Here is a 24,911-nt window from a genome sequence, read left to right as displayed (position 1 = left end):
GTNGNNCCCGCCGAACCTGCCTTGTCAGGCGGGGGGCAGTCGGCGGGGNNNNGGGCAAACTCGCTCCGCTGCGCTCCACTCAGACATGCCCAGCCGACTGCCCCCCGCCTGACAAGGCAGGTTCGGCGGGCTCTACGGGCCGGCATGGCATTTGCCCGCCAACACGCGGCTCACGTTGTCTCCAAGTTACGGGTGCTTTTTTAGTGGCAATGAACATCAGGGGCCGCCCGAGGCCGTTACTGAAACAAAAACACCCTGCCACCTGCATGGGAATACAAACAAGGGGATCCAGCAAGACGCGATAAAATCCCGCCATCATGTCTTTAACTCCCCATTCTCCCTCCGGCAAAGGCCGCGTCGTCGTCGGCATGTCCGGCGGCGTTGACTCTTCGGTAACCGCTTGGCTGCTCAAGCAGCAGGGTTACGAGGTCATCGGCCTGTTCATGAAAAACTGGGAAGACGACGACGATTCCGAGTACTGCTCGACCCGCCAGGATCTGCTGGACGCAGCCAGTGTGGCCGACCTGGTCGGCGTGGATTTCGAATACGTCAATTTCGCTGCCGAATACAAAGACCGCGTCTTTGCCGAGTTTTTGCGTGAATACTCCGCAGGGCGTACGCCAAATCCCGACGTCTTGTGTAACGCCGAGATCAAATTCAAAGCGTTCCTCGATCATGCCATGACGCTGGGCGCCGACCACATTGCGACTGGACATTACGCGCGGGTGCGTGCCGTCGAGGGTCAGAGCGGCCCCGAATACCAGTTGCTCAAGGCGCTGGATGGCACCAAGGACCAAAGCTATTTCCTGCATCGCCTGAATCAGGCGCAACTGTCGCGCACGCTGTTTCCCTTGGGCGAGATTCATAAAACCGAGGTCCGGCGCATTGCGCACGAAATTGGTTTGCACAATGCGGCCAAGAAAGATTCCACTGGTATTTGTTTTATCGGTGAACGGCCGTTCCGCGAGTTTTTGAATCGCTATTTGCCGACCGAACCGGGGGATATCCTGACGCCAGAGGGCAAGCGAGTCGGGCGTCACCACGGCCTGTCGTTTTATACCCTGGGCCAACGCAAGGGCCTGGGCGTAGGCGGTGTCAAGGGCAGCCAGCGCGACGACGGTACGGCAGACGCCTGGTATGTCGCCCGCAAGGACCTGGCGCGCAATGTGTTGTACGTCGTACAGGGGCATGATCACCCGTGGCTCTTGTCTGATCGGTTGCAGGCGCTGGACGCCAGTTGGATCGCGGGCCGGCCGCCTGAGGCAAAGGATTACGGCGCCAAAACGCGCTATCGGCAGCCCGATGCGGCCAGTCATGTGGTGTCGGCGGATCTGAGCGCATTCGAGTTGTCGTTCAGCCAACCGCAATGGGCAGTGACGCCGGGGCAATCGGCCGTGTTGTATGACGGGGATGTATGCCTGGGTGGAGGGATCATCGCGTCATCGGAGGCGTAATGTCTTAGAGGGGCGTGTTGCGCGCGCCCTGATTGCATGATGCGGGGATTGTTCGATGCGTTTCCTCGGGTAATACCGCGATGCGCCTCAAGCGCGTCAAGATGATTTGAGCTGCCGTCCGGAGGGGACGGCGTTGTTACCTGAGTCATGGCATATGCCACGATGGTCTCAGGTGTGTCGTTAACGAAGAGGAGGTCGAAGTGGATGTCAATGTCGTGCTAGTGGTGTGCTTGCTGGCGTTGGGGGCGGTTGCCGGGTTTGCGGCAGGATTGCTGGGCATCGGCGGCGGAATGTTGCTGGTGCCGTTCCTGACGATGTTGTTTGCCTGGAATGGCATGCAACCAGACTTGATCGTGCATGCCGCGATTGCCACGTCGATGACCTCGATTCTGTTCACTTCGCTATCGAGTGTCCGGGCGCATCAGCGCAAGGGCACCATCCAATGGAAGATCGTCCTCGCCATGGCGCCCGGTATCATCGTGGGCGGCCTGTTGTCGGGCGGTGCCGCATTTGCCGCGATCAGCACGGCCTGGCTGTCGCTGTTTTTCGCCTTGTTTGTGAGTTACTCGGGCTGGAACATGCTGCGTAACTCCAAGCCCAAGCCTTCGCGTCAGATGCCTGGCATCGTCGGCACCTCTGCCGCGGGCGTGGGAATAGGCTTCATATCCGGCCTGGTGGGGGCAGGGGGCGGCTTTCTGTCCGTGCCTTTCATGGTGTGGTGTAACGTCGCCCTGCATGCGGCGGTGTCCACGTCGGCTGCCTTGGGTTTTCCGATTGCGCTGGCCAATAGTGCGGGCTATATCATCTCGGGCTTGGGTCAGAGCATCTCGCAGCCGGGCATGCTGGGCTATATCTACTGGCCCGGTTTGCTGGCGCTGGTGGCCACCAGCGTATTGACGGCCCCAGCGGGTGCCCGTATGGCGCACCAACTGCCGGTCAGCACGTTGAAGCGGGTTTTTGCCTGCCTGTTGTTCGCCCTGTCAGCCTACATGTTGTTCAAGGCTGTGCAGGCTTTCAGTCACTGAGCTGCGAGCGGCGCGCGGGCTGTTTTATCCCAGACCGTCCCGCGCAGATAATCACGTTCCCGCAAAGGTAGTTCACACCCTGCGGTGTTGACGGAACGCTATAAGAAAAACGCCCCGAAGGCCGGACTCGAAATCCGGGCTTCGGGGCGTTTTTTCGGCTTTTTCAGGCTGCAGGAGGCGGCGGGACGCTATCGATAAACGATTGGCGTGCCGAGAGTTTTTCGTAATGGCGTGCCAGGTTGGCGTGGCTCTCGCGCCAGTTCAGATGAGAAAACCGCAAGTCCAGATAGCCGAGGGCGCAGCCCACGGCGATATCCGCCAGGCTGTAATTGACGCCCATGCAGTGAGGCTGCTCGCCCAGGCTTTCGTCCATGGCGTGCAGGGCGGCGTCGATTTTGCCGTATTGGCGTTCGATCCAGTCCGCGCTGCGCAGCGCCTCGGGGCGCTGGTTTTCGCGGACGATCAGGATGCCGGCATCCAGCAGGCCATCGGCGATGGCTTCCCAGCATTTCACTGCCGCGCGGTCGCGGCCGGATTGAGGAATCAGCCGCGCCACAGGCGAGAGCGTGTCCACGTACTCGACGATCACGCGCGAATCAAACAGCGCGCCGCCGTCTTCCATGACGAGGCAGGGCACTTTCCCTAGCGGGTTGTAGGTTTGGATTTGCGTGTCGGGTGACCAGACATTTTCGAGTTCGAGCTGGTAATCCAGCTTTTTCTCGGCCATGACGACTCGCACTTTGCGAACGTAGGGGCTAGTGAGTGAACCGATTAGTTTCATGGGGGCCACAGGCGAAGTCGGAAAGCGGGCGAAGTATAGCAGGGCAGACCCCGTAAAAATGCAAAGATCGCCCTGCGTGACCTTTTTACCGCATGATGACTCTGCCCTGGGTGATAAAATTACAGGTTGCCTATCTCTTTTTTTATCCGTTCACGCCATGCAGATCGCCGACCAAATCAGTCACCTCAATGCTCTTTCGCCGCTAGATGGCCGCTATGCCTCACGCGGGGATGCGCTGCGGGGCTTGTTGTCCGAAGCCGGCTTCATGGCGCATCGCGTCGAGGTCGAGGTTGCCTGGCTGGTGGCGTTGTCGGATGCCGGTCTGCCCGAGCTGCCGAGCTTTTCGCAGGGCGCACGGACGCGCCTGGCCCAGTTGGTCAGCGATTTTTCCGAGGCCGACGCCGCTCGCATCAAGGACATCGAGCGCACCACGAACCATGACGTAAAAGCGGTCGAGTATTGGCTGAAAGAAAAGGTCGCAGGCGATGAGGAGCTGGCGCGCGCGGCCGAGTTCATCCACTTTGCCTGCACGTCCGAGGACATCAACAACACCTCGCACGCCCTGATGTTGACGCGCGCTCGCGCTGAGGTCGTAGTGCCGCGTTTGCGCCAGATCGCGGACACGCTGGGCGGCATGGCTCGCCAGTATGCCGACCAGCCCCTGCTGTCGCGTACTCATGGCCAGCCCGCCAGCCCCACCACGCTGGGCAAGGAATTCGCCAACGTCGCTGCGCGCTTGCAACGCGCGATCGCCGCTATCGAGGCGGTCGAACCGCTGGCCAAGCTCAACGGCGCTACGGGCAACTACAACGCGCATCTGTCGGCCTATCCCGAAATCGACTGGCCCGCTTTCAGCGCGCGTGTGCTCGGCGGGCTGGGTTTGACACAAAACCGTCACACTATTCAGATCGAACCGCATGACTGGATGGCCGCGTTGTTCGACGCCGTGGCCCGTGCCAACGTCATCGTGCTCGATCTGGACCGCGATATCTGGGGCTATGTGGCGCTGGGCTATTTCAAGCAGCGCCTCAAGGAAGGCGAGGTCGGCTCGTCCACCATGCCGCACAAGGTCAACCCCATCGATTTCGAGAATTCCGAGGGCAACCTTGGCCTGGCCAACGCCGTGCTGCGTCATCTATCGGAAAAACTGCCCGTGTCGCGCTGGCAGCGTGACCTGACCGACTCGACCGTGCTGCGCAACCTCGGTGTAGGCTTGGGTTACTGCCTGGTGGCGTGGGATTCCTGCCTGCGTGGCCTGGGCAAGCTCGAGGTCAACACGGCCGCCATCGACGCCGACATCGACGCCTGCTGGGAGGTCCTGGCCGAGCCCGTGCAGACCGTCATGCGCCGTTATGGCCTGCCGCAGCCGTACGAACAACTCAAGGCCCTGACCCGCGGTAAAGGCATTACCGAATCCGCCTTGCGCGAATTCGTCAGCGGTCTGGCCTTGCCGGACGAGGCCAAGGCGCGTTTGTTGGCCATGACGCCGCGTTCCTATATTGGGCTGGCCGCTGGTCTCGCACGAGAGGTATAGTCGTGTGTGCCGGCTGGTCCGGCACCTCGTCGCACCTATCGGGAGATCCCCCTATGAAGCAATTCCCCTTGCTGGCCGCTGCGGCCTGTACGATCGCTGTGTCTCTGTGGTCCGCTCCGGCGCAGGCACAGTTTGCCAAGCCGGCTGACGCTATCAAATACCGCCAGGCCGCTTTGACGCTGATGGCCTCACATTTCGGCCGCATGCAGCCAGTGATCAAGGGGCAGGCCCCCTACGATGCCGAGCAAATCAAAGCCAATGTGAAATTGCTCAACACCCTGGCCGAATTGCCCTGGGCGGGCTTTGGGCCGGGTACCGAGGGTGGCGAGGCGCGCCCAGAGGTCTGGAGTGACGCCGCGGGCTTTCAGCAAAAGCGCGATGCACTGAAAGACAATCTGGCCAAGCTGCAGGTGGCTGCCGACTCCGGTGACCTGGACAAGGTTCGCGCGGCGTTTGGCGGCGTAGGCTCCAGTTGTAAATCCTGCCACGATAGCTATCGCGAAAAGAAATAAGCGCGAAGCAATCCGCCGGCAAACCCACCCGAGGCATTAGGCCGGGGTGGGTTTTTTTTACCATCACCAGGGGGCCGTGATAGTCGGCGGCCCTGGATGTGTGGGGAAATGCGGCAACACGTCCTCGGCCAGTTCCTGAATCACCTCGGCCGCTGGTCGCCGCGCGAACTGTATCCCCAGCGCAGCATGATTGACACCTGCCGCCTGCCATTCCTCCAGCAAGGCGATGAGGCCATGGCGTCCGGTGCGCAGAACGTAGCCGCCTTGCAGCGGCGTGCGCGGATGGTGGGGGTCGTCCACCAAATCCAGCCACTCATTTGTCATGTGCGGACGAAAGCCGCCATCGGGAATGAGGTCGCGCCAGGCACGGATTTTTTGGGCGAGGCGCTGAGGCCCTTTGGGCGTGTTCGTGGCATCGGGATAGGTCAGCCAGCCATCGGCGTGCTCGGCGATCCAGGCCAGTGATTGGCCTGATGAGCCGGTCACGATCAGCGGAATCGAACCCGTAGCGGGCTGCGGCAGGAATTCCGCATTCTCAAAACGCCCCAAGGGCAAATCTATTGTCAGCCGGCCGGCCTGCATGAGTCGGCGGAAGTAGGCGACAGCCTGCACAAACCGCTCGCCGCGCTCCCCGTGTTCCAGTCCATAGGCAGGGAACTCGATGGGCCGGTCGCCTGAGGCGATGCCCAGCACCAGGCGGCCGCCCGACAATATGTCGATGGTTGCCGATGCCTTGGCCAGGTCAATCGGATGGCGCAGCGAAAAAATGGCGCTGCCCGTTGCCAGTGCCACGTTCTTCGTTCGTGCGGCGAGAAATGTCAGATAGCTGAAGGGATCGAAAACCTGCCCGGCATCGCCAAACCGGGGGTCGAACAAGGGCACGTCACGCACCCACACGGCGGCGAAGCCGTGGCGGTCGATGATTTCCACCAGTTCCGCCTGTCCGCTCAGGACGCGCATATCGCCCTCGTAAAAGCGCAGCGGCAGAAAGATGCCAATGGTCAGACGGTCGGGCGCGAACATGCGCCTGTAGCCGGGATGGGAGTGAAACGCGGTAGACGGCGCACCTTTGATGAGGGGCGTAATCGTGCTTGTAGTGTCCATCGTGTCGGCCTCCCTCATGCGCCCGTTGCCGGTTCGGGCAGTGTGATGCCCTTGCGCACGGCAGGCCGCTGCGCTACCCGTTCATGCCAGGCGCTCATGTGCTTGTGCTGGCTGAAATCGAAGTCGACGATGCGCGCGATGTGCGTCCAGCCAAAGTGCGCAATGTCGGCGATCGAGTAATCATCACCGGCCAGGTAAGATTGCCGGGCCAGGCGGCTATCTACGACGGCGAACACACTTTCTGTCAGCTGGCGGAAACGCTCGATGGCGGCCGGTATCTTGTCCTCGGCGAACAGCTCGAAATGCACACGCTGCCCGATGATGGGGCCGACGCTGGATGAGTGGAACTGCAGCCACTTGATCGCCTCCCAGCGCTGCGCGGGACCATGCGGCAGCAGCCGGCCGGTCTTCTCGGCCAGATAGAGCAGGATGGCGGCCGACTCGAACAGCGTGATGCCGGTTTCATCGTCGGTGATGACCGGGATGCGGCCATGCGGGTTCAGCGCCAGGAATGCTGGCTGCCGGTGTTCACCCGCATTGAGGCGGACATGGTGCAGACGGTAGGGCAAGGCCAGTTCTTCCAGAGCAATCGTCGCTTTGAAGCCGTTGGGCGAACTGTCGGTGTAAAGATCGATCATTACAGCATCCAGGGTTAAGGTTTGCTAAAGGCAACTCATCACACTAAACTTCCTGGATCATCGCTGCATTAGTAAACAATCGGAAGCGATCATTTCTCGCTTAAGTCTTTAGAAAAACTAAATCGAATGGCTACCTCACTCCCTTTGCCGGCGCTACGCACCTTTGTCGAAGTTGGCCAGCGCGGCAGCATCAAGGCCGCCGCCGAAGCCCTGCATGTCACCTCCGGCGCAGTCAGTCAGCAGATTCGATTGCTGGAAGACCGGCTTGGGATAACGCTGTTCACGCGGGAACGGCAGGGCTTGCGCCTGACCGAAGCTGGCGCCGGTGTGCATCCTTCGCTGCTCGAAGCGTTCGCGCAGATCGACAAAGCCGTAAACACGCTGGAAGCATTCAAGGGCCGCCAAACGCTGACGGTCAGTACCGTCGCCACCTTCGCCGCGTCCTGGCTGGTGCCGCGATTGGGTCGCTTTAACCAGCGGCATCCGCAGATCGAGGTGCGCGTCGAGGCGACTTCCGCCTTGATGGACATGCGACGCGACGGTGTGGACGTGGCGTTGCGGCATGGGCTGGGCAATTACCCCGGCCTGGAAGTCACTCGCCTGATGGCTCCCGTGTTGGTCCCGGTGGCCTGCCCGGATCTAGTGGCGAATAGCCATGCCATCCGAGAGCCGGAAGACTGCCTGAACTACCCGCTCCTGCACGATTCCGACCGGGTGGACTGGCAGCTTTGGTTCGCCGCGCACGGTGCGGCCAAGGATCCTCGCGCGGAGCGCGGCACGGCGTTCGAGGACGACTATCTGCTGATCCGGGCTGCTGCGGCGTGTCAAGGGTTGGCCCTGGTACCGCAAGAATATGCGCGCGAGGAAATCGCCGCAGGCCGCCTCGTGCAAGTGTTGGACAAGCCCTGGCCGGCGCGCTTTGCCTATTACCTCGTCACGCTGCCGGGTGCCATGCAGCGCCCGGAAGTCCGGGCGTTCGCGGAGTGGATCAAAGAAGAAGCGCAGGATGCCAAAGCCGGCCAATAGAGACGCCGCGCCTGCGCTTAGCGTTCCATCACGCGCCACCATTGCTGGGTAGTGCTTGTCACAGCGCGCGCGTGACTACGAAAACGAAAAATCCGCCACCAGCTCCAGCGAGCGGATCCACAATACCAGGGCGGTCACCGCGGCCGCGATGATCGCGGCGCGCAGCCAGATCATGGGACCGTCTTCGGTCGGCGGTGTGCCAGCCGGCAGGTCCTGGGGCCGGGCGTTGCCGGTAATCATCGGACCTACGATACGCCGTCGGCGCACCGCAACGTACCAGATGATGGCGACAAAATGCAGAACGACCAGCCCGATGATGATCCATTCATTGCGCTCATGCCATGAGGCGAGCCAGGACGAGACGCTCTCGTCGATCCGGCCATATAACGGACCCTGCGTCATGATGTCGTCGCTGATGAACAGGCCGCTGATTGTCTGAAAACCGAGTACCGCCAGCATGGCGATGACGGACAAAGCGCCCAGGGGGTTATGGCCGGCAGAGGTCGCTGCGCCCTGTATATAGCGTTTGATAGCACCGGGGCCGCGGACAAAGGTGGAAAAACGCGCATAGCGTGGACCGACCAGCCCCCAGAGCACGCGAAACACGATCAGGCCTAGCGTGGCCAGCCCGAAGCGGACATGCCAGTCCATGTACAGGCCGCCCAGCTTGACGCTGACGTAGGCGCCGATGACACAGATGGCCAAGGCCCAGTGGAATAGACGAGTGGGAAAGTCCCAGATGCGAATACAGGAACGCGTGTGCAGCATGGGCGGAGCCGGCTCGGAAAAGGGAAAACCACTTTATCACGGGCCTGCTGCATTCTGCGTTTTGATAGGGATCAAGCCGCCTGTTTGCGGACAGGCTCGATCCGATGCACGTGTTCGTGACGGAATCGAATACGCATGCCGGGCTGGTCTGCGCAGCCACGGGGGCGTACGACCTCGGTCGTGTACGTGACCGTGCCGTTGATCGGCGCGTTGTAAATCACCGTGGCGCGAATTGCTGGGCCATGAGCCGGCCGCAGGTGCACGATATCGCCGACGTGGATCGGCATCTGGTCGAGCTTGGTATGTCCGCGGCGAGGCAGCAATTCAGACGGCGTAATAGGGTGAATGGAGTGGTTCATTTTGAGTTCTCGTTATGGTTATGGAAATGCAATGACAAGCCTTGAGCAAGCTGCCTGAACGCAGGGTTGACCAAAGGGGAGTCAATCTTTAGTCGCAAATGCTGCACGGACGTTGGCCGTATGCGCAATGCGGCGAGTGCCTCGGTTGGGGCGGGGCAATTTAAAAAATGGCCAACGGCCATGGAGTCAAGGCAGGATGGCGGATTGATGTTGGGTATATTTCGCCAAGACTGCCGCCGGGGATGGATTATGGATTTAAATAATGTGCCAAGCGTTTTGCCGAGCAAATCCCTAGAGGCGTTTACTGCCAAGCTTTCTACTATAAAGCTAAATTATTGTTTTGGCAAGACTTTTCTTAGCAGTGGCTGCCATGGGCTTGCTGGACCAAGCCCACGGCAGTAAATGACAAAATATTACTGGCGCATCGAGGCCTGCTGGTGTGCCAGGCGTTGGGCTTCGATGATCTGGTCTTCGAGTTCCGGTGACATTTCCAGCGCGACTTGTGGCGTACCACCCGAAGCCGCGGTATCCAGCTTCAGAAGGATGCGCTGGCCATTGAACGCCGCGGGTGCTGCCTGGATGTCTATATACCGTTGAACCAAGGCGTCGACCGCTTGTTGTGCGCGGGCCATGGCGGTGTCATCCAGCGACTGGCCGGCTAATTCCTGGTTCACCACACGTGCGAGATCCGATGTGAAAAACAGGAATGCCGATGAGCCCCGGCAGTCAGGATGGGTGTAACCCCAGGGTTGCGATTCGCTGGAGCCGGTAACAGAAGGCGAAGAGTTGGATGCGTTCATGTCGTCATTGTAGGGTAGTCTATGCGGCGTAAGCGATACGGCTGCGGTGTGAGCGAGAGGCCACAGCCGTATCGGCGTATTTCAGGAGAATCATGCGCATCGCCTTTCAGTTCATCAGCATCGTCTTGCTGAGTATGGCCATTGCCGGCTGCGTCAATAAGGAGCCGGAGCAGCGTGCCGCGTTTATTGCATGGCTGCAGACACAGGTGATTGATACTGCCGATCACCGCGTTCCCGCGCTGGACGAGACACAGCGCGATGCGTTGGGCGATTATGCCGACCAATATGCTGTGCTGAGTGCCGTGGATAATGTCGTGCAGCAACAGGTGCAGAATCTGGCGAACGCCTTTGAGCACGAGGGGCTGACATCGTTGGCGCAGCTGCAGGCTCGCCACGAGACCCTGCGGGCGGACCGTCAAGCCGTGGCTGCCGGACAAGAGGCATTGCACCAGGCGCAGGCTCACGCACAGTCCGAGCGTGCCGAGTGGGAGCAGCCTGCGGACCTGCAGCCTGTGTATACCGAGGCCTACGACAAGATCGTGACCCAGTCTGCCGGCGTTCTGGACGAGCTGACTGATACAGCGCTGGCGTCGTTGGACGATGCCCTGCGTGCCGCGGATTTTATCGCCAAGCACGCGGATCAGATCACGATCGAGGCCGACTCGGCCGCGGCGCGCGATCCCTCTGTGCAACGCGAACTCAACCAACTGCTCGATACGTTGAATAGTCACGCTGCCGCCGTCGAGCAGGCGCAAGCTCGTCTGCAAACTTTGCAGCCCCTATGATCCGACCATTTGTACAATCGCAGCACTCGCGGCCAACGCCGCGCATGGAATTCACGCTATGAATGGCTCCAACCTGCATTACCGCTTTTTCTTGTTGCTCTTGGTGGGCGTGTCGATCGCCTTTGTCTGGCTATTGTGGCCACTGTATGGCGCGGTTTTCTGGGGCGCGATTCTGGCCATTATTTTTGCGCCGATTCATCGGCGTATCGCCGCCAAGCTGGGCGGGCGGCGCAATCTCGCGGCACTGATCTCGTTGATGCTGGTGTTAGTCGTGGTGATCGTGCCGGTAACGTTCATTGCCGGCTCGCTGGTACAGGAGGGCACCAGTCTGTACCAACGCGTCAAGTCGGGGAATTTGAACTTCGGTTCTTATGTACAGCAGATCCTGGATGCGTTGCCTGCCAGCGTGCAAAACATGATGGATCGTTTCGGGATAGGAGATCTGTCCAGCATGCAGGAAAAGCTGACCGCGGGCGCCATGCAAGGCAGTCAGTACATCGCCACGCAGGCATTCAATATCGGCCAGAACACCTTTGAGTTTCTGATCAGCTTTGGCGTGATGCTGTATCTGTTGTTCTTCTTGTTGCGTGATGGCTCGATTGTGTCGGCGCGGTTACGCGAGGCAATCCCTTTGAGCGATACACACAAACTGCACTTGCTGCGCAAATTCACCACCGTGATCCGGGCAACCGTCAAAGGCAATATCGCTGTTGCCGCTGCGCAGGGCGCACTGGGTGGGGTGATCTTTTATATCCTCGGCATCCAGGGGCCCGTGTTATGGGGCGTAGTGATGGCATTTCTGTCGCTGCTGCCGGCCATCGGTGCGGGTTTGGTCTGGGGGCCGGTTGCCGTCTATTTCCTGGTCTCGGGCGAACTTTGGCAAGGTGTGGCGCTGGCCTTGTACGGTGTGCTGGTGATCGGCATGGTCGATAACGTATTGCGTCCTTTGCTGGTCGGTAAAGACACCAAGCTTCCCGATTATGTGGTGCTGATTTCCACGCTGGGCGGGATGGGGTTATTCGGATTGAATGGGTTTGTGATCGGGCCGCTGATTGCCGCGTTGTTCATTGCGTCATGGGATTTGTTTTCGTCCGATTTCGCGGCTTTGGCGAATCCAGGAAAGCCGGGTCAGCGTTCTCAGCGGCGTGACGGTCATGAACGGCGTACGCCCCATGACGGTTCAGCCAGTCAGATGCGCTCATCCCAGGCGCCCCGTGTCGCACATGCGCAACGTTCCACAGATACAAAATCCGCGGATTCCTCGGGCGGCTCGCAACATTCCGACCAAAATAAACAACCCCGCCAAAGCACTCACTCACGGGGAAGACGGCGATCTGACAAGATCTGAGCCCAAAAATAGGGCACGAATGTACTGAATTATGGCTTATGTAACCTTTTCGTAATGGTTTTCAAAGATTGCAAATAGCCATAGTTTGATCATGTTATTGATCTACTCTGAATGGGCAGGACATCATCAGGGAGATCCGCTATGGACACTTATGCTGGGTTCGCTTCCAAGGTGAGCTATACCATCCGTCCTCGTGTGCACGAGGCCGACCTGGGCGAATATCGGGGGTGTGTCGAGGTCATTGGCCGTGAGTCCGACTGGACGTTCAGCTTTACGCGTTTTTGCGAGGTTGCCCGTCCCAGCCGCGAGCGTGCCGAACACGACGCCATGCGTCTGGCACAACATCTGCGGGATACCGAGTGCGGCGATGGCAAGAGTTGGATCTTGCCCGGGCAGATCAGTCAGTCCGGTGAGCAAGCACTGCTCGTCGATATCCCGAGCAGCTTGCTCAACCCCGCTCCCAGCCCCGCGACGGGCCGCCGTGGCAAGCGTCATCTGCGTGTGGCGGCGTAGTCGCTGCAATCAGGCCGCTAGTCCAGCTTGAGATTGGCGGCCTTGATGACCGGTTTCCATTTATGGAGATCATGCTCGATCGTTTGCGCAAATTGATCGGGCGTTGTGGGCATCGCCGTTGCGCCTTGAGCTGACAGCGCGTCTTTAATGTCCTGGAGCGCGAGGATTTTGTTCAGCTCGGTATTCAAGGTCTGCACAATCTGCTTGTCTGTCTGGGCCGGCGCCAGCAAACCGTACCAGACGCGCACGTCGAAATCGGGATAACCCAGCTCGGCGACGGTCGGTACGTCCGGCATGGCGGGGCTGCGCTTGGGCGAGGTGACCGCCAACGGAATCACGGTGCCGGCTTTGATCTGTGGTGCCGATGAGGGGATCGACGTAAAGATGATGGGGATCTGTCCACCCAACAGATCGGCCATCGCCGGACCAGAGCCCTTGTAGGGCACGTGCACCAGTTTGATATTGGCCTTTTGCTGCAGCAGCTCTGCAGCCAGATGGGTAATGGTGCCTGCGCCCGGCGAGCCATAGTTGATGGTGCCTGGGGCTTTCTTGGCGGCTTTGATCAAATCATCCAGCGATTTGTAGGGACTGTTCTTGCCCGCTACGACGATGAGCGGGGCTTCACCTACGATGCCGATGGGGGCAAAGTCCTTGATCGGGTCGTAGGTGAGTTTGCTATAGAGCGAGGGGGCGACGGCCAGATTATCGGTCTGGCCCATGACGATTTCGTAGCCATTGGGTTGTGCCCGTGCTGCAGCCGAGATACCTACCGTGCCACCCGCGCCTGCGCGATTCTCTGCGACGACGTTCCATTTGGTGGTCTCGGCCAATTTGGCTGCAACGGTGCGAGAAAGAAAATCGGTACCTCCGCCGGGCGTGAACGGTACGATGATGCGAATCGGTTGGTCGGGATAATTTTTTTGCGCGACGGCGGGCATTGCCAGGGCCATAAAGCAGCCTGCGAGTAGGGTTGCACGTAGCATGATGTCTGTCTCCTTTGGGGGTTCGCGCTGGTCATGACGCCAGCGTTGCGTACTGCTCGATATAAACAAGACCTGATGGCAGGCCTGGTGTGGGTATGTCAGACTTTGCCAGCCTGGCGTAATTGTTCAATATACTCGCGAGACAGTCCCAGCCCGGTGAGTACGTCGTCGGTATCGCCGCCCAGTTCAGGAGACGCACGGTACGCTCGGCAAGGGGCTTCGGCGAACTTCACGGGAAAGCCCAGCATGCGCACCTGTTGGCCATCAGGATGCGGGACGTCAATCGCCATTTCTTGATCCGCGACTTGAGGATCGGCAAAGACTTCTTGCAGGTTCATCACCTGTCCGCACGGGACGCCATAGCGATTCAAGCGTTCGATCCAGTAGTGTGTGGCTTGCTGTCGAGTGCGCGCCTCGATGATGGCTTTGATCGAGGTCCGGTTCAACATGCGATCGGCGTTCGCCTGAAAGTCTGGATGGGTGCGCAACTCCTGTAATTCCAGCGCATCCAGGAATTTTTCATACATGGCGTCGTTCGACGGCGCAATCGCCACCTGACCGTCTGCCGTTTCGAACAGACCGTATGGCGCGACGATACCGTGATCGTTGCCCGTGCGGGCAGGCAATTGTCCGTTGGCGAAATAGTTCGCCGCGTGAAAACTCAGCAGGCCTATCATGCTGCTCAACAGGCTGACGCTGATCGTATCGCCGCGGCCCGTGCGCTCGCGCCGAAGCAATGCAGCCATGACGCCCAACGCGCCGTTCATCCCTGCAATCAAATCACTGATAGGCGGTGCGGCGCGCATGGGGGGATCGCTTTCCGCGCCATTCAGGCTCATGAAGCCGCTCATGGCCTGAGCGATGAAATCGAACGAAGGCCGGTCACGATAGGGACCCGATGTGCCGAATCCGTTGATACTGCAGTGAATGATATCAGGCCGCAGGGCCTTTAGCGCGTCGCTGCCCAGTCCCATTCTTTCCATGATGCCGGGGCGATAGTTCTCGATGATGACATCGCAGCGCGGGATCAGGCTGCGCAGGATGTCTTTGCCTTCCTGGCTGTACAGGTCCAGGGTCACGGATTTTTTGTTGCGGTTGTAGTTCGCGAAATACCAGCTCAGGCCGTCGCGGATGACCCCCTGGCGGCGCACGGGATCGCCTTCGCCCGGTGTTTCGATCTTGATTACCTCGGCGCCCATATCGGCCAGAATCGACGTGCAATAGGGGCCCGAAATAATTCGGGTCAGGTCGAGAACGCGAATTCCCGATAGTGGCATGTTCGTGTCTTGTTCAGATGGATGCATGTGTCAGCCGCCCAGGCTGGGTAGCCATAAAGTCAGTGGAGGAAAGGCGCAGATCAACGCGAGTACGATCAGCGACCAGATAAAGAAGGGAATGACCTCGCGTACGATGGGGCCGATAGGCGTGCGGCCCACCGCAGACGTCACAAAGAGCAGAATGCCGACGGGCGGAGTCAGCATGCCGGTCATGAGATTCAGGATCAAAATCATCGCGTACTGGATCGGGTCCATGCCCAGTTGCGCGCCGATCGGCAATAGCGCGGGCAACGTGATGATCATGGCGGGCAGGGGTTCCAGGATTTTTCCCACCAGGATGAGAAACACATTCACCGTCAACAGGATTACCCAGGGTTGATCTGATATCCCGAGGATGGCATTGGCAATCGTGGCCGCGACACGAGATTCGCTGATCAGCCAGCTGAAAGGGCCTGCCGCCGCCAGCAGAAACAACACCACTGCCATGGTGCGCCCGGCCGAGTAAAACACTTCGCTCAAATTTCCCGGCTTCAGTTCGCGGTAGACCATCAGGCCTACCAACAGGGCATAGACTGCGACAAAGGCGGCTGCCTCGGTGTCCGTCAACAGGCCGAAACGAATCCCCACAATGATCAATATGGGCATCATCAGCGCCCAGATCGACGCGCGCGTCACGCGAGCGCGCTCAGGCCAGCTGGCGCTAGGCCGCGAACGATAGTGATGACGGCGCGCCTGCCATGCGCATATCGCCATATAGCCGGCCAGCAGCATGAACCCTGGAATGATGCCTGCGAGGAACAGGCGGATGATCGACAAATTGGCCAGCACCGCATACACAATCATCGGGATGGAAGGCGGCAGGATGGGGCCCAACATGGCGCCACAGGCGATGACCGCTTCGGGATAGCCGCGCCGATAGCCCTCCTGTTTCATGGAGGGAATCATCGCTGTGCCAATGGCGCTGGCGTCGGCAACGGCCGAGCCGCTGATGCCGGCCATGACCAGATTAGTGGTCAACGAGACTTGCGACAGACTGCCACGCAGATGGCCCACCATTGCCATGGACCAGTTGATCAAACGCAGGGTGACGCCGCCGCGGTTCATCAGCTCGCCTGCCAGAATAAAGAGGGGAATGGCCACCAAGGCAGTTTCGTCGATGCCACCGAGCATCGTCAGCGGCGCCTGCACGATGTCGACGCCGCCGCCCGATTTGAACAGCATCCCTACCATCGCTGCCGTGATCATCGAAAAGCCAATGTCCAGGCCCATCAATATCAGCACGATGAACAGAATGACCGAGCCGATGATCATGATGGGTCTCCCGGCGACACTGTCGTGTTGCCCATAGCCGGCTCGGTGTGAAAGATATCTTCTGGAGGAGGCGCCTGGGGAATGATCAGGCGCAGTACCAAGAACAAGATGAAAAACACCATGCCCGTTGTCAGCGAGGCATAGCTCACGGCATAGGTAAACGGCGTACCGACGATGTCTTGAAACTGGCCGACGGCGACGACATCCAGTCCTTTGACGAACAGCGTGATGGCCAGTACGAGCAACAGCGCGTCAAAAAGTTTGTCCCGGACTTTACGCACGCGCTCGGAAAGGTGACGGTCGATGATATCGATGACCACGTTGCGGCGTTCCCTCAACGCCATCGCCGCGCCTAAAAAGGCGGACCACAGCATGCCGATACGGGCAATCTGGTCCCATGCATCGAACTGAGTCTTCAACGCGTAGCGGTCCAGCACCTGGCAAAAACACGAAATCAGCACCACGGCCAGCGTCAGGACGACGCTCAATCTGCCGATCCAGCAAATCACGCGGTCCGCGCGCAGTACCCACGAGCGCCAGCCGGCGGGGGGGCGCGGGACGGCTGAGGACGGTACAGCGGCGCGTATCGGCACGCTCATGGCCTACTCCTGCATTTTCTGAATGCGTTCGACCATGCCTTCAGGCCAATCTTTGCCTTCGTACTGTTTATAGACGTTCGCCAGCGCGGCCTGGAACGCGGCTTTGTCGGGTTGCGTATAGGTCACGCCAGCATCTTTCAGCAGTTTGACGGCGTTGTCGTCCAGTTCTTTATCCAGTTTCGTCGCGACCTGGCCGCCGGCCTTGGCGGCGGCGACCAGCGCAGCACGCTCCTTGTCGCTCAGGCCCTGCCAGGTACGTTCGGAAATGAACCAGCCTGTGAGCTCATAGGCGTGGTCTGTCGCTGCCCAGTACTTGGCTTCTTCGTGAAAGCGCAAGGGGATAGACAGATCAAAACCATTGTCTTGTCCGTCGATCATGCCTCTGCCCAGGGCCGTGTAGATTTCCGTCATGCCCAGAGGCACAACTTGTGCGCCTAGTGTTTCGAACGTGGTTTTCAGGATCGGAATGGACGGAATACGCAGTTTCAAGCCTTTCACGTCTTCCGGTTTGTTGATCGCGCGTGAGACGGTTTGCAGCGCGCGAGGGGAACGGATGCCAAAGGCGGCGAATACCCGGACGCCGGACTTCTTGGCGACCTCGTCGAAGAGTTTCTGGAATTCGTCGCTGTTGACGATACGTTCGGCTTGCTCGCCGCTTTTGAATAAGTAGGGCGCGTACAGGATGTTCAGGGGCTGCGCGCCGCGTAGAAAGACCACTGAACCCAGGCCAAAATATCCCATGTCCAAGGTGCCCAACTGCATGGACGAGAGGATCTTGCTGATATCCCCCAGTTGTCCATCGGTGTAGACATGCACCTTTAGGTCGTCTTGCGATTGTTTGGCCGCCTCGTCAGCGAAGGCGCGCATCGCATGGTCCCAAGGGCTGTTCGATGCGGCGATGGTGGCGATTTTCATCTCGCGCGCCTGCACGTCGTTTGCGAAACCTAATGTGCCGGCGACGAGCGCAGCGGCTACCGATACGGTCAAGAATATTTTTTGTCTGCAGGCCTGCATAAGCCGTTGCTGCTTCATGATGTCTCCTCCCTGGGGGCTCGTCGTCTACGGACGTATTGCCTTTGTGATGCGCGATGAACATCGCGCCGATCTTTACCAGTTCCAGTGCACGGGTTTCAGGCCAGCGACGGGGGCGTCGAATACCGCCAACGAGGTGCCGTTGATGCAGCCCATATACGCCGTTTTTCTATCGGACCCGCCAAAGGCCAGGCTGGTGATGTTCTGCAGCTTTACGCTGTGGTTGTCGTACACCAGGGGACGGCTCAGGCGATTTGCCAGGTATTCGGTTTCCAGTTTGTCGATATGTGCGGCATCGAGGTCTTCGATGATCAGTTGCTGCTGGCCGTCGGGACTGACGCGGATGACGCGGTTGGACACAACACTGATGACCCAGATATGGCCTTCTTCGTCTACCGCCATGCCATCCGGATAGGTGCCTTTGCCAAATTCGGTAATGACGGTGCGCTCACTCAGGGTGCCATGCGCCCCGATGCGAAAGCGCAGCAGGCGGCGGCCAAAGGTCTCGTTCACGTAGAGGAACTGTCCCGTGGGATCCGTACGGCACTCATTGGTCCAGTGTATGTCCTGTGCGACGACGCGCACGCCTTGCTGGTCCTGTACGGCGATGAATCCATCGGCAATATCACGGCGGAACTGATGATCGCCTTTGCGTACGGTGCTGACACAGATCCATAGCCGTTCGGCGTCATCCAGCCAGACAAAATTCACACTGGGCAGGGCGATGCCATCGATCTCCTGGATATGCGGCGCGGCCTGCCCATTGCGGGTGATGCGCCATACGCCGCCGTTATCGGCTAGATTGGCGACGGTAAAGGATCCGTCGCGCATCAGCGCAAATCCATTGGGAATGAGGCCTGGCTGGGCGCCGATCAGGCGCGCGTCGCCATTGGACTGGATGTGCCGAATGCCGCCAGCCTTATCCGATACATAGAGATCTCCCGTGGCGGTACAAAGCACGCATTCCGGACGGTTGAGGTTGACGGCAGTTTCACGTATCGCTGAGATCGGCAGTGCGGCAGGCGATAGACGGGTCGTATCGTTCATCGGAGCTCCTCGGCGTTAACCCACGGCGGCAGTGGCGGCATGCACGTCATGCAAATTGAGGCGGGGGCCTGCCTTCATCAGTTGCCCGGGCAGACGCCTTCCCACCACGGTTTCCAGGCGCTGTGCAATGCGGATCAACGCCTGCAGGTCAATGCCGCTGTCGATGCCCATTTCGTCCAGCAAATAGACCAGGTCCTCGGTACAGATATTGCCTGTGGCGCCGGGCGCGAACGGGCATCCGCCGAGGCCGGCCAATGAGGACTCATAGGACGTGATGCCTGCCCGCAGGCCTTCGACGACGTTGACTAGGCCTATGCCTCGCGTGTTGTGAAAGTGCAGGGATATTTTCATGTCGGGGGCTTCGGCGAGCAGGGCCTCTACCGTCTGCCGTACCAGCTTCGGTGTCGCCATGCCGGTGGTATCGCCCAGCGTTACCGCGTTGAATCCCAGCTCTACGAAGCGGTTAAAGATGGTCTTGACCACGCCCAGGTCCACATCGCCTTCGAAAGGACAGCCAAAGGCCACGGCGATGGCGCCCTTGCGTTGCAAGGGTTTGTCCTTGAGCAATTCGGCGATCTCTTCGATATCGCGTAGCGATTGCTCGATGGGGCGGTTCAGGTTTTTCAGGTTGTGGCTTTCCGTGGCCGACAAAAACACCACCACTTCGTCTGCCTGGGATTCCAGCGCACGCTCGACGCCTTTGCGGTTGGGGGCCAAGGCGCTCAGTACCACCCCCGGCTTTTTGCGCACCCCTGCAAGTACGTCGACCGCATCGCGCATCTGTGGGACGGCGCGCGGAGACACAAAGGATGTGGCCTCGAAATGCCGCACGCCGGCATCTATCAAGGCATTGAGAATGTCGACTTTTGTGTCGGTAGGCACAAACTCGGATTCGATCTGCAATCCGTCGCGCAGGCCTACCTCCACGATCTCGACTCGATCTGGAAGCGTCACGGTGTCTGTCTCCTGATGGCCAGGCTCGCAGCGGTCGAACCCGGCGTGCTGATGTTTGTTTTTATGTTCGGAGATCAGCGCCGATGCGACAATTCGTGAATATTCGACGGGGCATCGTCAAACGCGATGGCTGATGCAGCAAAAGTGGAACCCGTCGTTGCTTCAGAGCCTCCTGCAGGTAGCCAGTAAACCCCTCAATGCGAAGACACATAGACAGCAGCCGAGTGTGCAGGCGGCACGGCAAACTCCGCCTTCATGCGCTTGACCTCTTCGACCGGGCTGCGTCCGAACAGGCGCTTGAACTCGCGGCTGAATTGCGAAGGGCTATCATAGCCGACGTCGGCACTCGCCGCCGCGGCCGTCATGCCGTTGCGCACCATCTGCAAGCGTGCCTGGTGTAGGCGTATCGACTTCACGTACTGCACTGGAGACGTCTGCGTTACGGCTTTGAAGTGCGTATGGAATGTGGGCACGCTCATTCCCGCTTCCCGTGCCAGTTGCTCGACACTGAAATCGGCATTGAACGAGGCATGAATGCGGCGCAGCGCACGGGCAATCTTGCCGAACTGTCCGTGCATGGACAGCGCCGATCGCATCGACGCTCCTTGTTCTCCCGTGAGCACATGGAAATAGATTTCCCGAACTAGCGCCGGTCCGAGTATGCGGGCCTCGAGCGGATGGCTCATGGCGTGCAGGAAACGCACGAGAGATTCTCCTAGCCGGAAGTCCATCGGCGTGGATATCAAGCCCCGCGGTTGGGCGGGCTCTGCACCACCATGCTGATCGATCTGCAACATCAAATCCGCGGCCAACTTGAAGTCCAGATGCATGTAAATCGCGAGCAGCGGTTCTTCGGCGCTGGCGTCGGTCTCCATGGTGAACGGCACGGGCACTGACACCGCCAGGTAGTGCTGGTCATCGTATAGATAAACCCGGTCGCCAAAGTACCCGAGCTTTCTGCCCTGGCACACGAATACGATGCCGGGATCGTAGAGCACGGGGACGGCGGACAAAGGACGGTTGGAGCGCAAGAACCTGACGTCAGACAGCGCAGTCAGGTTGTATCCCTCGTTAGGAGCCATCCGTGCCAGCATTGACACCATTCGTGTTCTCAACGCGTGCATGCTGCCCGCTGCGCCGCCGCTGGCCGTCCCCATAGCAGACCCTCTATCAATAAACGCCTGACATCTCAGGATAACGCTATGTTATCTGTAATCATAGAATCAGGCAAAGATATGAGACTGTATGCCATGTTTTATCGATCCATCAATAACTATTATTCAAGGCACCGACCGAGCCATATTTTCGCATGGCCGGCGTTATGGCGATCAATCGGAGCTGCAAAACATCATGATCAACGTAATTAATCCTGCCGACGGTTCAATCGTCGGGCAAGCCCCTGACATGGACGCGATCGAGGTGAGGGCGGCGATAGACCGTACCTGCGATGCCTTTCCCGCGTGGTCACGCAAACTGGCAAAGGAACGCGGCGACATGCTGCGCCGCTGGTTCGACCTGGTTAGCGCCGACAAGCAAGTCTTCGCTGAAATCATGGTCAGCGAAAATGGCAAGTGCCTAGCCGAAGCGCTGGGTGAAATCGAATACGGACTCGGATTTATCGAGTGGTATGCCGAGGAGGCCAAACGGGTGTATGGAGATACCATTCCATCGCACGCCGGTAATGCCATGGTCTTGGTCACGAAAGAACCCGCCGGTCCAACCGCGGCCATCACGCCTTGGAATTTTCCCTTCATGATGATCACGCGCAAAGTGGCGACGGCGTTGGCAGCGGGCTGCACGATGGTGATCAAACCGTCTGAAGAAACGCCGCTGACGGCATACAAGCTGTTGGAATACGCGCGTAGAGCGGGTATCCCCGAAGGGGTCTTCGAGATGGTGACGGGCTCTCCGCAGGTCATCGGAGAGCTGTTTACGCAGGACGAGCGCATTCGAAAAATCTCTTTCACTGGCTCGACTGCGGTGGGCAAGCTGCTGGCCGCCGCCAGTGGGCGGGCGCTCAAGAAAATGACGCTTGAGCTGGGGGGGAACGCGCCGTTCATTGTCTTTGACGACGCTGACCTTGATCAAGCTCTGGCAGGCTTGCTGGCCGCCAAGCTGCGAAATTCAGGGCAGGTGTGTATTTCACCCAATCGCGTCTATGTGCAAGAAGGCATATACGACCGATTCGTGGCCGCGCTGGTCGAAAAGGTCGCAGAAGTCCGCGTGGGTCATGGAATGCAGCAAGCCTTTGTCGTGGGGCCGCTCATTAACCAGGCGGGTTTGGACAAAGTGCTGCAATTGATCGAAGGCGCCAAACAGCAGGGCGCGTCAGTGCTGTGGGGGGGCAAACCGCACGCCCAGGGCGGGCTGTTTTTCGAGCCCACTGTTCTGGCTGAACTCAACGACGATATGCAGATTGCCAAGACCGAAATTTTCGGCCCCGTTTTTTCGATTTACCGCTTTCGCCACGAGGATGAAGTGGTCGATAGGGCCAACAATACCGAATACGGCTTGGTTGCCTATGCCTATACGCGGGATGTCGGACGCGCGTTCCGCCTGTCCCGCGATATCCAGGCGGGCATGGTGATCCTGAATTCCGGATCGGTAGGCACGGCGTCCGTGCCGTTTGGGGGCGTCAAACAATCTGGCTACGGGCGCGAGGGCAGCTTCTATGGAATCGAGGAGTATGTCGAAGTCAAGTATGTGCTAATGGGTGGCCTGGATACTTGAATCCGATGGCGATCATTTCTGCACGGACGGCAACGTAAAGGACATGGAGCACGGATCAGACTTGATGCAGGGCTCGGCGACGCAGGTGCGGGCCAGACTGAAATCAACGCTGCACCGGATTACTCTCGCCCTGGAAGCATTACAGGTGCCGTCCATTGCGGCAGTGAACGGGGCCGCCGTGGGCGCTGGCTGCGACCTCGCGCTGATGTGCGATGTGCGCGTAGCGAGTAGCCGTGCCACATTCGCGGAGAGCTTTCTACGGCTGGGGCCGGTTCCGGGATTGGCGGCGCGTGGTTTTTTGACGCGGCTGGCGGCGAGTTTTTGGCTCTCAATCCACTCGGGAAGCCGCCTGCAATATCAGGTGGTCCAGTAGTAGCCGTGCCGCGCCCGACAGTGTTTCGTTGCTGCGCACGCATAGTTTCAACTGGCGTTGGGCCCAGCTGTCTTTGAGCGGAATGATGCGCAGGTCCTCGGCCGCGTGGATGGACAAGGCCTTCACCGGCACAATGCCCAGTCCCAGATTCGCTCGTACCATGGCGACCAGGGCATCGTAGGACGTGACCTGGAAACGTAAGCGTAACGTTCGATTAATCGCCGCAGCTTCCCGGGTAAATAGGTAGTTTGCAGCGCTGCCCCGGTGCATACCGACGTGGTCGAAGTTCAGGGTTTCCGAGAAAGCAACGGACTTGCGACGTGCCAACACGTGGCTGCGTGGGACCACCACAGCCATCACATCACGATGATAGGGATAAATGTCCAGGCCCTCTTCATCGTCGGATTGCGTATACACGCCTATGTCGGCGGCATTGTCGACGACCGCTCGCGTGACGCCCGCGCTGACGGATTCTTCCAGGTCTATCTGCACATGAGGGTGCTGGTCCATGAAGCGCCGCAGCTCCATAGGCAGAAATTGTGCGATTGACGATAGGTTGGCCGCCACCCGAACACGGCCGCGCAGGCCGGTGGAATAATCCTGTATCTCGGCAGCCAGGTCTTGCGTTTGATGCAGCAATGCACGGGCACGCCGGGCCAGGGCGCGGGCGGCGCTGGTAGGTTCGACACCGCGGGCATGGCGTTGGAACAGGATGACGTCTAGCGTGCGTTCCAGTTCAGACAGGCGCTTTGACAGTGCCGAGGGGGCGATATGTTCGCGCACGGCGGCAGCAGCGATGCTGCCTTCTTCGAGTACTGCCAAGAAGACCTGCAGCGAGTAGAGGTCTAGCCGAGTCGTCATACTTCGCAAGTTTACGTGCCGTGCGCTCCAGAATCCAGCCGCTGACGTGGGGGAAATGTCAGCAGCTGCCTGCGATATGGCGGTTACTTGATCCCGATGAACGGCAGGGCGGACCCTGGCACCTGCGTTTCCGGGAGTTTGCCGTCCCATTTTTCGACCGCGTTCAAATTCACGAGATTAGTGTTGGTGGCCAAGGCGCGGGCCTTGGCTTCAATGGCTGCTGCTTCGGCATCGCCGCGCAGTTTGATTCCGTCGGCCTCGGCTTTGTAGGCAGCAACGCGCGCGCGGGCGGCAGCCTCTGCCTGGACGACCTGGATTTCAGCCTGGATTTCCGCGGTCTGCTTCTGCTGGCGGGTCGTTTCGATCTGCACCTGGGCCAGCATGCGTTTTTCGATGCTGTCTTCGTAGGCCTTTGAGAAGCCGACTTCTTCGATTTGTACGCTCACGACGTTGATGGGCACATCCTGCAGCGCCGCGCGCATGGCGGTGTTGGCATCCATGCCCATTTTTTCGCGCTGTTGGATCGCACTGGCTGCGGTGTATTTACCAAAGACGTTCTTGATCACGTCGAAGGTGCGGCGCTCGATCACGCGCTGTTCCACATTTTCGAGGGTTTGATATTCGGAATACAGTTCAGCGACCTTGGTGGGCGGCACCTGATAGGTGATAGACACGCGCAGCGTGGCCGGTTGCTGGTCATAGCTGTAGGCCTCCAGCGGCGCCGAATGCTGGCCGCCAAAGGTAATGGTGTGGTCCCGCACGGAAATCGGATGCACCGCGTCGATGACTGGTATTTTGAAACCCAGGCCAGGCTCGGCCACCGCCACGATTTTGCCGTTGCGCAGCACCACGCCGCGATCACCCTGGTCCACCTGGAACCATGACCCGAAAACGAGCGTCAAAATGATCGCAAAGATCACGATGCCCAGGAATCCCCACTTCACTGCCCCGCGCGCCTGTTGTGCGGCGTTCTCCATTTGCTGCTTGGTTGCCATGAGGCTCTTCTCCGATTATTTGAGACGGTTGCCGTTGCGTTCGGCAAGATAGGCTTTAATGCCCTTGACCAGAAAGAAAGCGACCACGGCTATCCCGATCAG

At 59.4% G+C, this 24,911-nt stretch carries 25 protein-coding genes and 1 pseudogene; 10 read left to right on the top strand and 16 right to left on the bottom strand.

The genetic code is table 11. The features are described 5' to 3' along the window. Positions 1-317 precede the first annotated feature (317 nt). A complete protein-coding gene (gene mnmA / locus ACNA0J_RS16795) occupies positions 318-1,454 on the top strand; it encodes a tRNA 2-thiouridine(34) synthase MnmA (protein ID WP_415820003.1) in 1,137 nt (378 codons plus the stop codon). A gap of 200 nt (positions 1,455-1,654) precedes the next feature. Next, positions 1,655-2,479, top strand: a complete 825-nt coding sequence (locus ACNA0J_RS16790; protein ID WP_415820002.1) for a sulfite exporter TauE/SafE family protein — start codon at positions 1,655-1,657, stop codon at positions 2,477-2,479. 163 nt (positions 2,480-2,642) lie between these two features. Here ACNA0J_RS16790 and ACNA0J_RS16785 read toward each other — a convergent pair whose 3' ends face one another. After that, positions 2,643-3,260, bottom strand: coding sequence for a glutathione S-transferase N-terminal domain-containing protein (locus ACNA0J_RS16785; RefSeq protein WP_415820001.1), 618 nt, complete (start codon positions 3,258-3,260; stop codon positions 2,643-2,645). Between the two features lie 157 nt (positions 3,261-3,417). On the opposite strand from ACNA0J_RS16785, the gene purB reads away from it, so the two are divergent. Further along, positions 3,418-4,794 carry an adenylosuccinate lyase gene (gene purB, locus ACNA0J_RS16780; RefSeq protein ID WP_415820000.1) on the top strand — a complete coding sequence of 459 codons (1,377 nt, stop codon included), beginning with the start codon at positions 3,418-3,420 and terminating at the stop codon, positions 4,792-4,794. Between the two features lie 53 nt (positions 4,795-4,847). Further along, the gene (locus ACNA0J_RS16775) at positions 4,848-5,306 is read left to right on the top strand and encodes a c-type cytochrome (RefSeq protein ID WP_415819999.1); all 459 of its coding nucleotides are present in this window, start codon (positions 4,848-4,850) and stop codon (positions 5,304-5,306) included. A 63-nt stretch (positions 5,307-5,369) separates the two neighbouring features. On the opposite strand, the gene ACNA0J_RS16770 is transcribed toward ACNA0J_RS16775, so the two are convergent. Together ACNA0J_RS16770 and ACNA0J_RS16765 are read right to left on the bottom strand one after the other, a co-directional pair. Continuing rightward, positions 5,370-6,329: an LLM class oxidoreductase gene (locus tag ACNA0J_RS16770; RefSeq protein WP_415820024.1), complete on the bottom strand. Its 960-nt coding sequence runs from the start codon at positions 6,327-6,329 to the stop codon at positions 5,370-5,372. Positions 6,330-6,424: 95 nt separating this feature from the next. Further along, positions 6,425-7,048, bottom strand: a complete 624-nt coding sequence (locus ACNA0J_RS16765; RefSeq protein WP_415819998.1) for a glutathione S-transferase family protein — start codon at positions 7,046-7,048, stop codon at positions 6,425-6,427. Between the two features lie 126 nt (positions 7,049-7,174). Between ACNA0J_RS16765 and gcvA the strand changes: the two genes are divergently transcribed. Next, positions 7,175-8,074 (top strand): transcriptional regulator GcvA, encoded by a 900-nt coding sequence (gene gcvA / locus ACNA0J_RS16760; RefSeq protein WP_415819997.1) that lies wholly within the window; start codon positions 7,175-7,177, stop codon positions 8,072-8,074. Between the two features lie 75 nt (positions 8,075-8,149). Here gcvA and ACNA0J_RS16755 read toward each other — a convergent pair whose 3' ends face one another. The 3 genes from ACNA0J_RS16755 to ACNA0J_RS16745 form a co-directional block, all read right to left on the bottom strand. Further along, positions 8,150-8,842: a cytochrome b/b6 domain-containing protein gene (locus ACNA0J_RS16755; RefSeq protein ID WP_415819996.1), complete on the bottom strand. Its 693-nt coding sequence runs from the start codon at positions 8,840-8,842 to the stop codon at positions 8,150-8,152. A 71-nt stretch (positions 8,843-8,913) separates the two neighbouring features. Further along, a complete protein-coding gene (locus tag ACNA0J_RS16750; protein WP_415819995.1) occupies positions 8,914-9,201 on the bottom strand; it encodes a hypothetical protein in 288 nt (95 codons plus the stop codon). Positions 9,202-9,614: 413 nt separating this feature from the next. Then, the gene (locus ACNA0J_RS16745) at positions 9,615-10,001 is read right to left on the bottom strand and encodes a hypothetical protein (protein WP_415819994.1); all 387 of its coding nucleotides are present in this window, start codon (positions 9,999-10,001) and stop codon (positions 9,615-9,617) included. A 92-nt stretch (positions 10,002-10,093) separates the two neighbouring features. Here ACNA0J_RS16745 and ACNA0J_RS16740 point away from each other — a divergent pair, with 92 nt between their 5' ends. From ACNA0J_RS16740 to ACNA0J_RS16730, 3 genes and pseudogenes are all read left to right on the top strand, one after another. Further along, positions 10,094-10,786, top strand: a complete 693-nt coding sequence (locus ACNA0J_RS16740; RefSeq protein WP_415819993.1) for a DUF3053 family protein — start codon at positions 10,094-10,096, stop codon at positions 10,784-10,786. Positions 10,787-10,844: 58 nt separating this feature from the next. Next, positions 10,845-11,876, top strand: a pseudogene (locus ACNA0J_RS16735) (AI-2E family transporter); the annotation flags it as partial. Positions 11,877-12,275: 399 nt separating this feature from the next. Beyond that, entirely contained in the window at positions 12,276-12,647 is a 372-nt protein-coding gene (locus ACNA0J_RS16730; protein ID WP_415819992.1) for a hypothetical protein, read from the top strand. 17 nt (positions 12,648-12,664) lie between these two features. Here the strand turns inward: ACNA0J_RS16730 and ACNA0J_RS16725 are convergent, their stop codons facing one another. From ACNA0J_RS16725 to ACNA0J_RS16690, 8 genes are all read right to left on the bottom strand, one after another. Next, on the bottom strand, positions 12,665-13,630 hold the full coding sequence (locus ACNA0J_RS16725) for a Bug family tripartite tricarboxylate transporter substrate binding protein (RefSeq protein WP_415819991.1): 966 nt from the start codon (positions 13,628-13,630) through the stop codon (positions 12,665-12,667). A 98-nt stretch (positions 13,631-13,728) separates the two neighbouring features. Next, positions 13,729-14,934 (bottom strand): CaiB/BaiF CoA transferase family protein, encoded by a 1,206-nt coding sequence (locus ACNA0J_RS16720; RefSeq protein WP_415819990.1) that lies wholly within the window; start codon positions 14,932-14,934, stop codon positions 13,729-13,731. 3 nt (positions 14,935-14,937) lie between these two features. Next, positions 14,938-16,218, bottom strand: a complete 1,281-nt coding sequence (locus ACNA0J_RS16715; protein WP_415819989.1) for a TRAP transporter large permease — start codon at positions 16,216-16,218, stop codon at positions 14,938-14,940. Continuing rightward, positions 16,215-16,817 carry a TRAP transporter small permease gene (locus ACNA0J_RS16710; RefSeq protein WP_415819988.1) on the bottom strand — a complete coding sequence of 201 codons (603 nt, stop codon included), beginning with the start codon at positions 16,815-16,817 and terminating at the stop codon, positions 16,215-16,217. The genes ACNA0J_RS16715 and ACNA0J_RS16710 overlap by 4 nt, the downstream gene beginning before the upstream one ends. 3 nt (positions 16,818-16,820) lie before the next feature. Beyond that, a complete protein-coding gene (locus tag ACNA0J_RS16705) occupies positions 16,821-17,849 on the bottom strand; it encodes a TRAP transporter substrate-binding protein (protein ID WP_415819987.1) in 1,029 nt (342 codons plus the stop codon). A gap of 75 nt (positions 17,850-17,924) precedes the next feature. Then, positions 17,925-18,896: an SMP-30/gluconolactonase/LRE family protein gene (locus tag ACNA0J_RS16700; RefSeq protein ID WP_415819986.1), complete on the bottom strand. Its 972-nt coding sequence runs from the start codon at positions 18,894-18,896 to the stop codon at positions 17,925-17,927. 15 nt (positions 18,897-18,911) lie between these two features. Next, entirely contained in the window at positions 18,912-19,850 is a 939-nt protein-coding gene (locus ACNA0J_RS16695) for a hydroxymethylglutaryl-CoA lyase (protein WP_415819985.1), read from the bottom strand. 194 nt (positions 19,851-20,044) lie between these two features. Then, on the bottom strand, positions 20,045-20,953 hold the full coding sequence (locus ACNA0J_RS16690) for an AraC family transcriptional regulator (protein ID WP_415819984.1): 909 nt from the start codon (positions 20,951-20,953) through the stop codon (positions 20,045-20,047). 247 nt (positions 20,954-21,200) lie between these two features. Here ACNA0J_RS16690 and ACNA0J_RS16685 point away from each other — a divergent pair, with 247 nt between their 5' ends. Both ACNA0J_RS16685 and ACNA0J_RS16680 read left to right on the top strand, forming a co-directional pair. Further along, entirely contained in the window at positions 21,201-22,580 is a 1,380-nt protein-coding gene (locus ACNA0J_RS16685; RefSeq protein ID WP_415819983.1) for an NAD-dependent succinate-semialdehyde dehydrogenase, read from the top strand. Continuing rightward, positions 22,564-22,953 (top strand): enoyl-CoA hydratase-related protein, encoded by a 390-nt coding sequence (locus tag ACNA0J_RS16680; protein ID WP_415819982.1) that lies wholly within the window; start codon positions 22,564-22,566, stop codon positions 22,951-22,953. The genes ACNA0J_RS16685 and ACNA0J_RS16680 overlap by 17 nt, the downstream gene beginning before the upstream one ends. Here the strand turns inward: ACNA0J_RS16680 and ACNA0J_RS16675 are convergent. Beyond that, positions 22,909-23,814 carry a LysR family transcriptional regulator gene (locus ACNA0J_RS16675; protein ID WP_415819981.1) on the bottom strand — a complete coding sequence of 302 codons (906 nt, stop codon included), beginning with the start codon at positions 23,812-23,814 and terminating at the stop codon, positions 22,909-22,911. The genes ACNA0J_RS16680 and ACNA0J_RS16675 overlap by 45 nt on opposite strands. A gap of 83 nt (positions 23,815-23,897) precedes the next feature. After that, the gene (locus ACNA0J_RS16670) at positions 23,898-24,791 is read right to left on the bottom strand and encodes a prohibitin family protein (protein ID WP_415820023.1); all 894 of its coding nucleotides are present in this window, start codon (positions 24,789-24,791) and stop codon (positions 23,898-23,900) included. Positions 24,792-24,911 lie beyond the last annotated feature (120 nt).

Source organism: Bordetella tumbae (assembly GCF_965139195.1).
Classification (GTDB): Bacteria; Pseudomonadota; Gammaproteobacteria; order Burkholderiales; family Burkholderiaceae_B; genus Bordetella_A; species Bordetella_A tumbae.
The sequence above is the reverse complement of the archived record's forward strand: the minus strand, read 5'-3'. Positions and strand labels throughout refer to the sequence as shown.

Bases quoted from the DNA above. Each gene is read 5' to 3' on its own strand.
- mnmA (WP_415820003.1), top strand. From the start codon at position 318: ATGTCTTTAACTCCCCATTCTCCCTCCGGCAAAGGCCGCGTCGTCGTC.
- ACNA0J_RS16785 (WP_415820001.1), bottom strand. From the start codon at position 3,260: ATGAAACTAATCGGTTCACTCACTAGCCCCTACGTTCGCAAAGTGCGA.
- purB (WP_415820000.1), top strand. From the start codon at position 3,418: ATGCAGATCGCCGACCAAATCAGTCACCTCAATGCTCTTTCGCCGCTA.
- ACNA0J_RS16775 (WP_415819999.1), top strand. From the start codon at position 4,848: ATGAAGCAATTCCCCTTGCTGGCCGCTGCGGCCTGTACGATCGCTGTG.
- ACNA0J_RS16770 (WP_415820024.1), bottom strand. From the start codon at position 6,329: ATGTTCGCGCCCGACCGTCTGACCATTGGCATCTTTCTGCCGCTGCGC.
- ACNA0J_RS16765 (WP_415819998.1), bottom strand. From the start codon at position 7,048: ATGATCGATCTTTACACCGACAGTTCGCCCAACGGCTTCAAAGCGACG.
- gcvA (WP_415819997.1), top strand. From the start codon at position 7,175: ATGGCTACCTCACTCCCTTTGCCGGCGCTACGCACCTTTGTCGAAGTT.
- ACNA0J_RS16755 (WP_415819996.1), bottom strand. From the start codon at position 8,842: ATGCTGCACACGCGTTCCTGTATTCGCATCTGGGACTTTCCCACTCGT.
- ACNA0J_RS16750 (WP_415819995.1), bottom strand. From the start codon at position 9,201: ATGAACCACTCCATTCACCCTATTACGCCGTCTGAATTGCTGCCTCGC.
- ACNA0J_RS16745 (WP_415819994.1), bottom strand. From the start codon at position 10,001: ATGAACGCATCCAACTCTTCGCCTTCTGTTACCGGCTCCAGCGAATCG.
- ACNA0J_RS16740 (WP_415819993.1), top strand. From the start codon at position 10,094: ATGCGCATCGCCTTTCAGTTCATCAGCATCGTCTTGCTGAGTATGGCC.
- ACNA0J_RS16730 (WP_415819992.1), top strand. From the start codon at position 12,276: ATGGACACTTATGCTGGGTTCGCTTCCAAGGTGAGCTATACCATCCGT.
- ACNA0J_RS16725 (WP_415819991.1), bottom strand. From the start codon at position 13,630: ATGCTACGTGCAACCCTACTCGCAGGCTGCTTTATGGCCCTGGCAATG.
- ACNA0J_RS16720 (WP_415819990.1), bottom strand. From the start codon at position 14,934: ATGCATCCATCTGAACAAGACACGAACATGCCACTATCGGGAATTCGC.
- ACNA0J_RS16715 (WP_415819989.1), bottom strand. From the start codon at position 16,218: ATGATCATCGGCTCGGTCATTCTGTTCATCGTGCTGATATTGATGGGC.
- ACNA0J_RS16710 (WP_415819988.1), bottom strand. From the start codon at position 16,817: ATGAGCGTGCCGATACGCGCCGCTGTACCGTCCTCAGCCGTCCCGCGC.
- ACNA0J_RS16705 (WP_415819987.1), bottom strand. From the start codon at position 17,849: ATGAAGCAGCAACGGCTTATGCAGGCCTGCAGACAAAAAATATTCTTG.
- ACNA0J_RS16700 (WP_415819986.1), bottom strand. From the start codon at position 18,896: ATGAACGATACGACCCGTCTATCGCCTGCCGCACTGCCGATCTCAGCG.
- ACNA0J_RS16690 (WP_415819984.1), bottom strand. From the start codon at position 20,953: ATGGTGTCAATGCTGGCACGGATGGCTCCTAACGAGGGATACAACCTG.
- ACNA0J_RS16685 (WP_415819983.1), top strand. From the start codon at position 21,201: ATGATCAACGTAATTAATCCTGCCGACGGTTCAATCGTCGGGCAAGCC.
- ACNA0J_RS16675 (WP_415819981.1), bottom strand. From the start codon at position 23,814: ATGACGACTCGGCTAGACCTCTACTCGCTGCAGGTCTTCTTGGCAGTA.
- ACNA0J_RS16670 (WP_415820023.1), bottom strand. From the start codon at position 24,791: ATGGAGAACGCCGCACAACAGGCGCGCGGGGCAGTGAAGTGGGGATTC.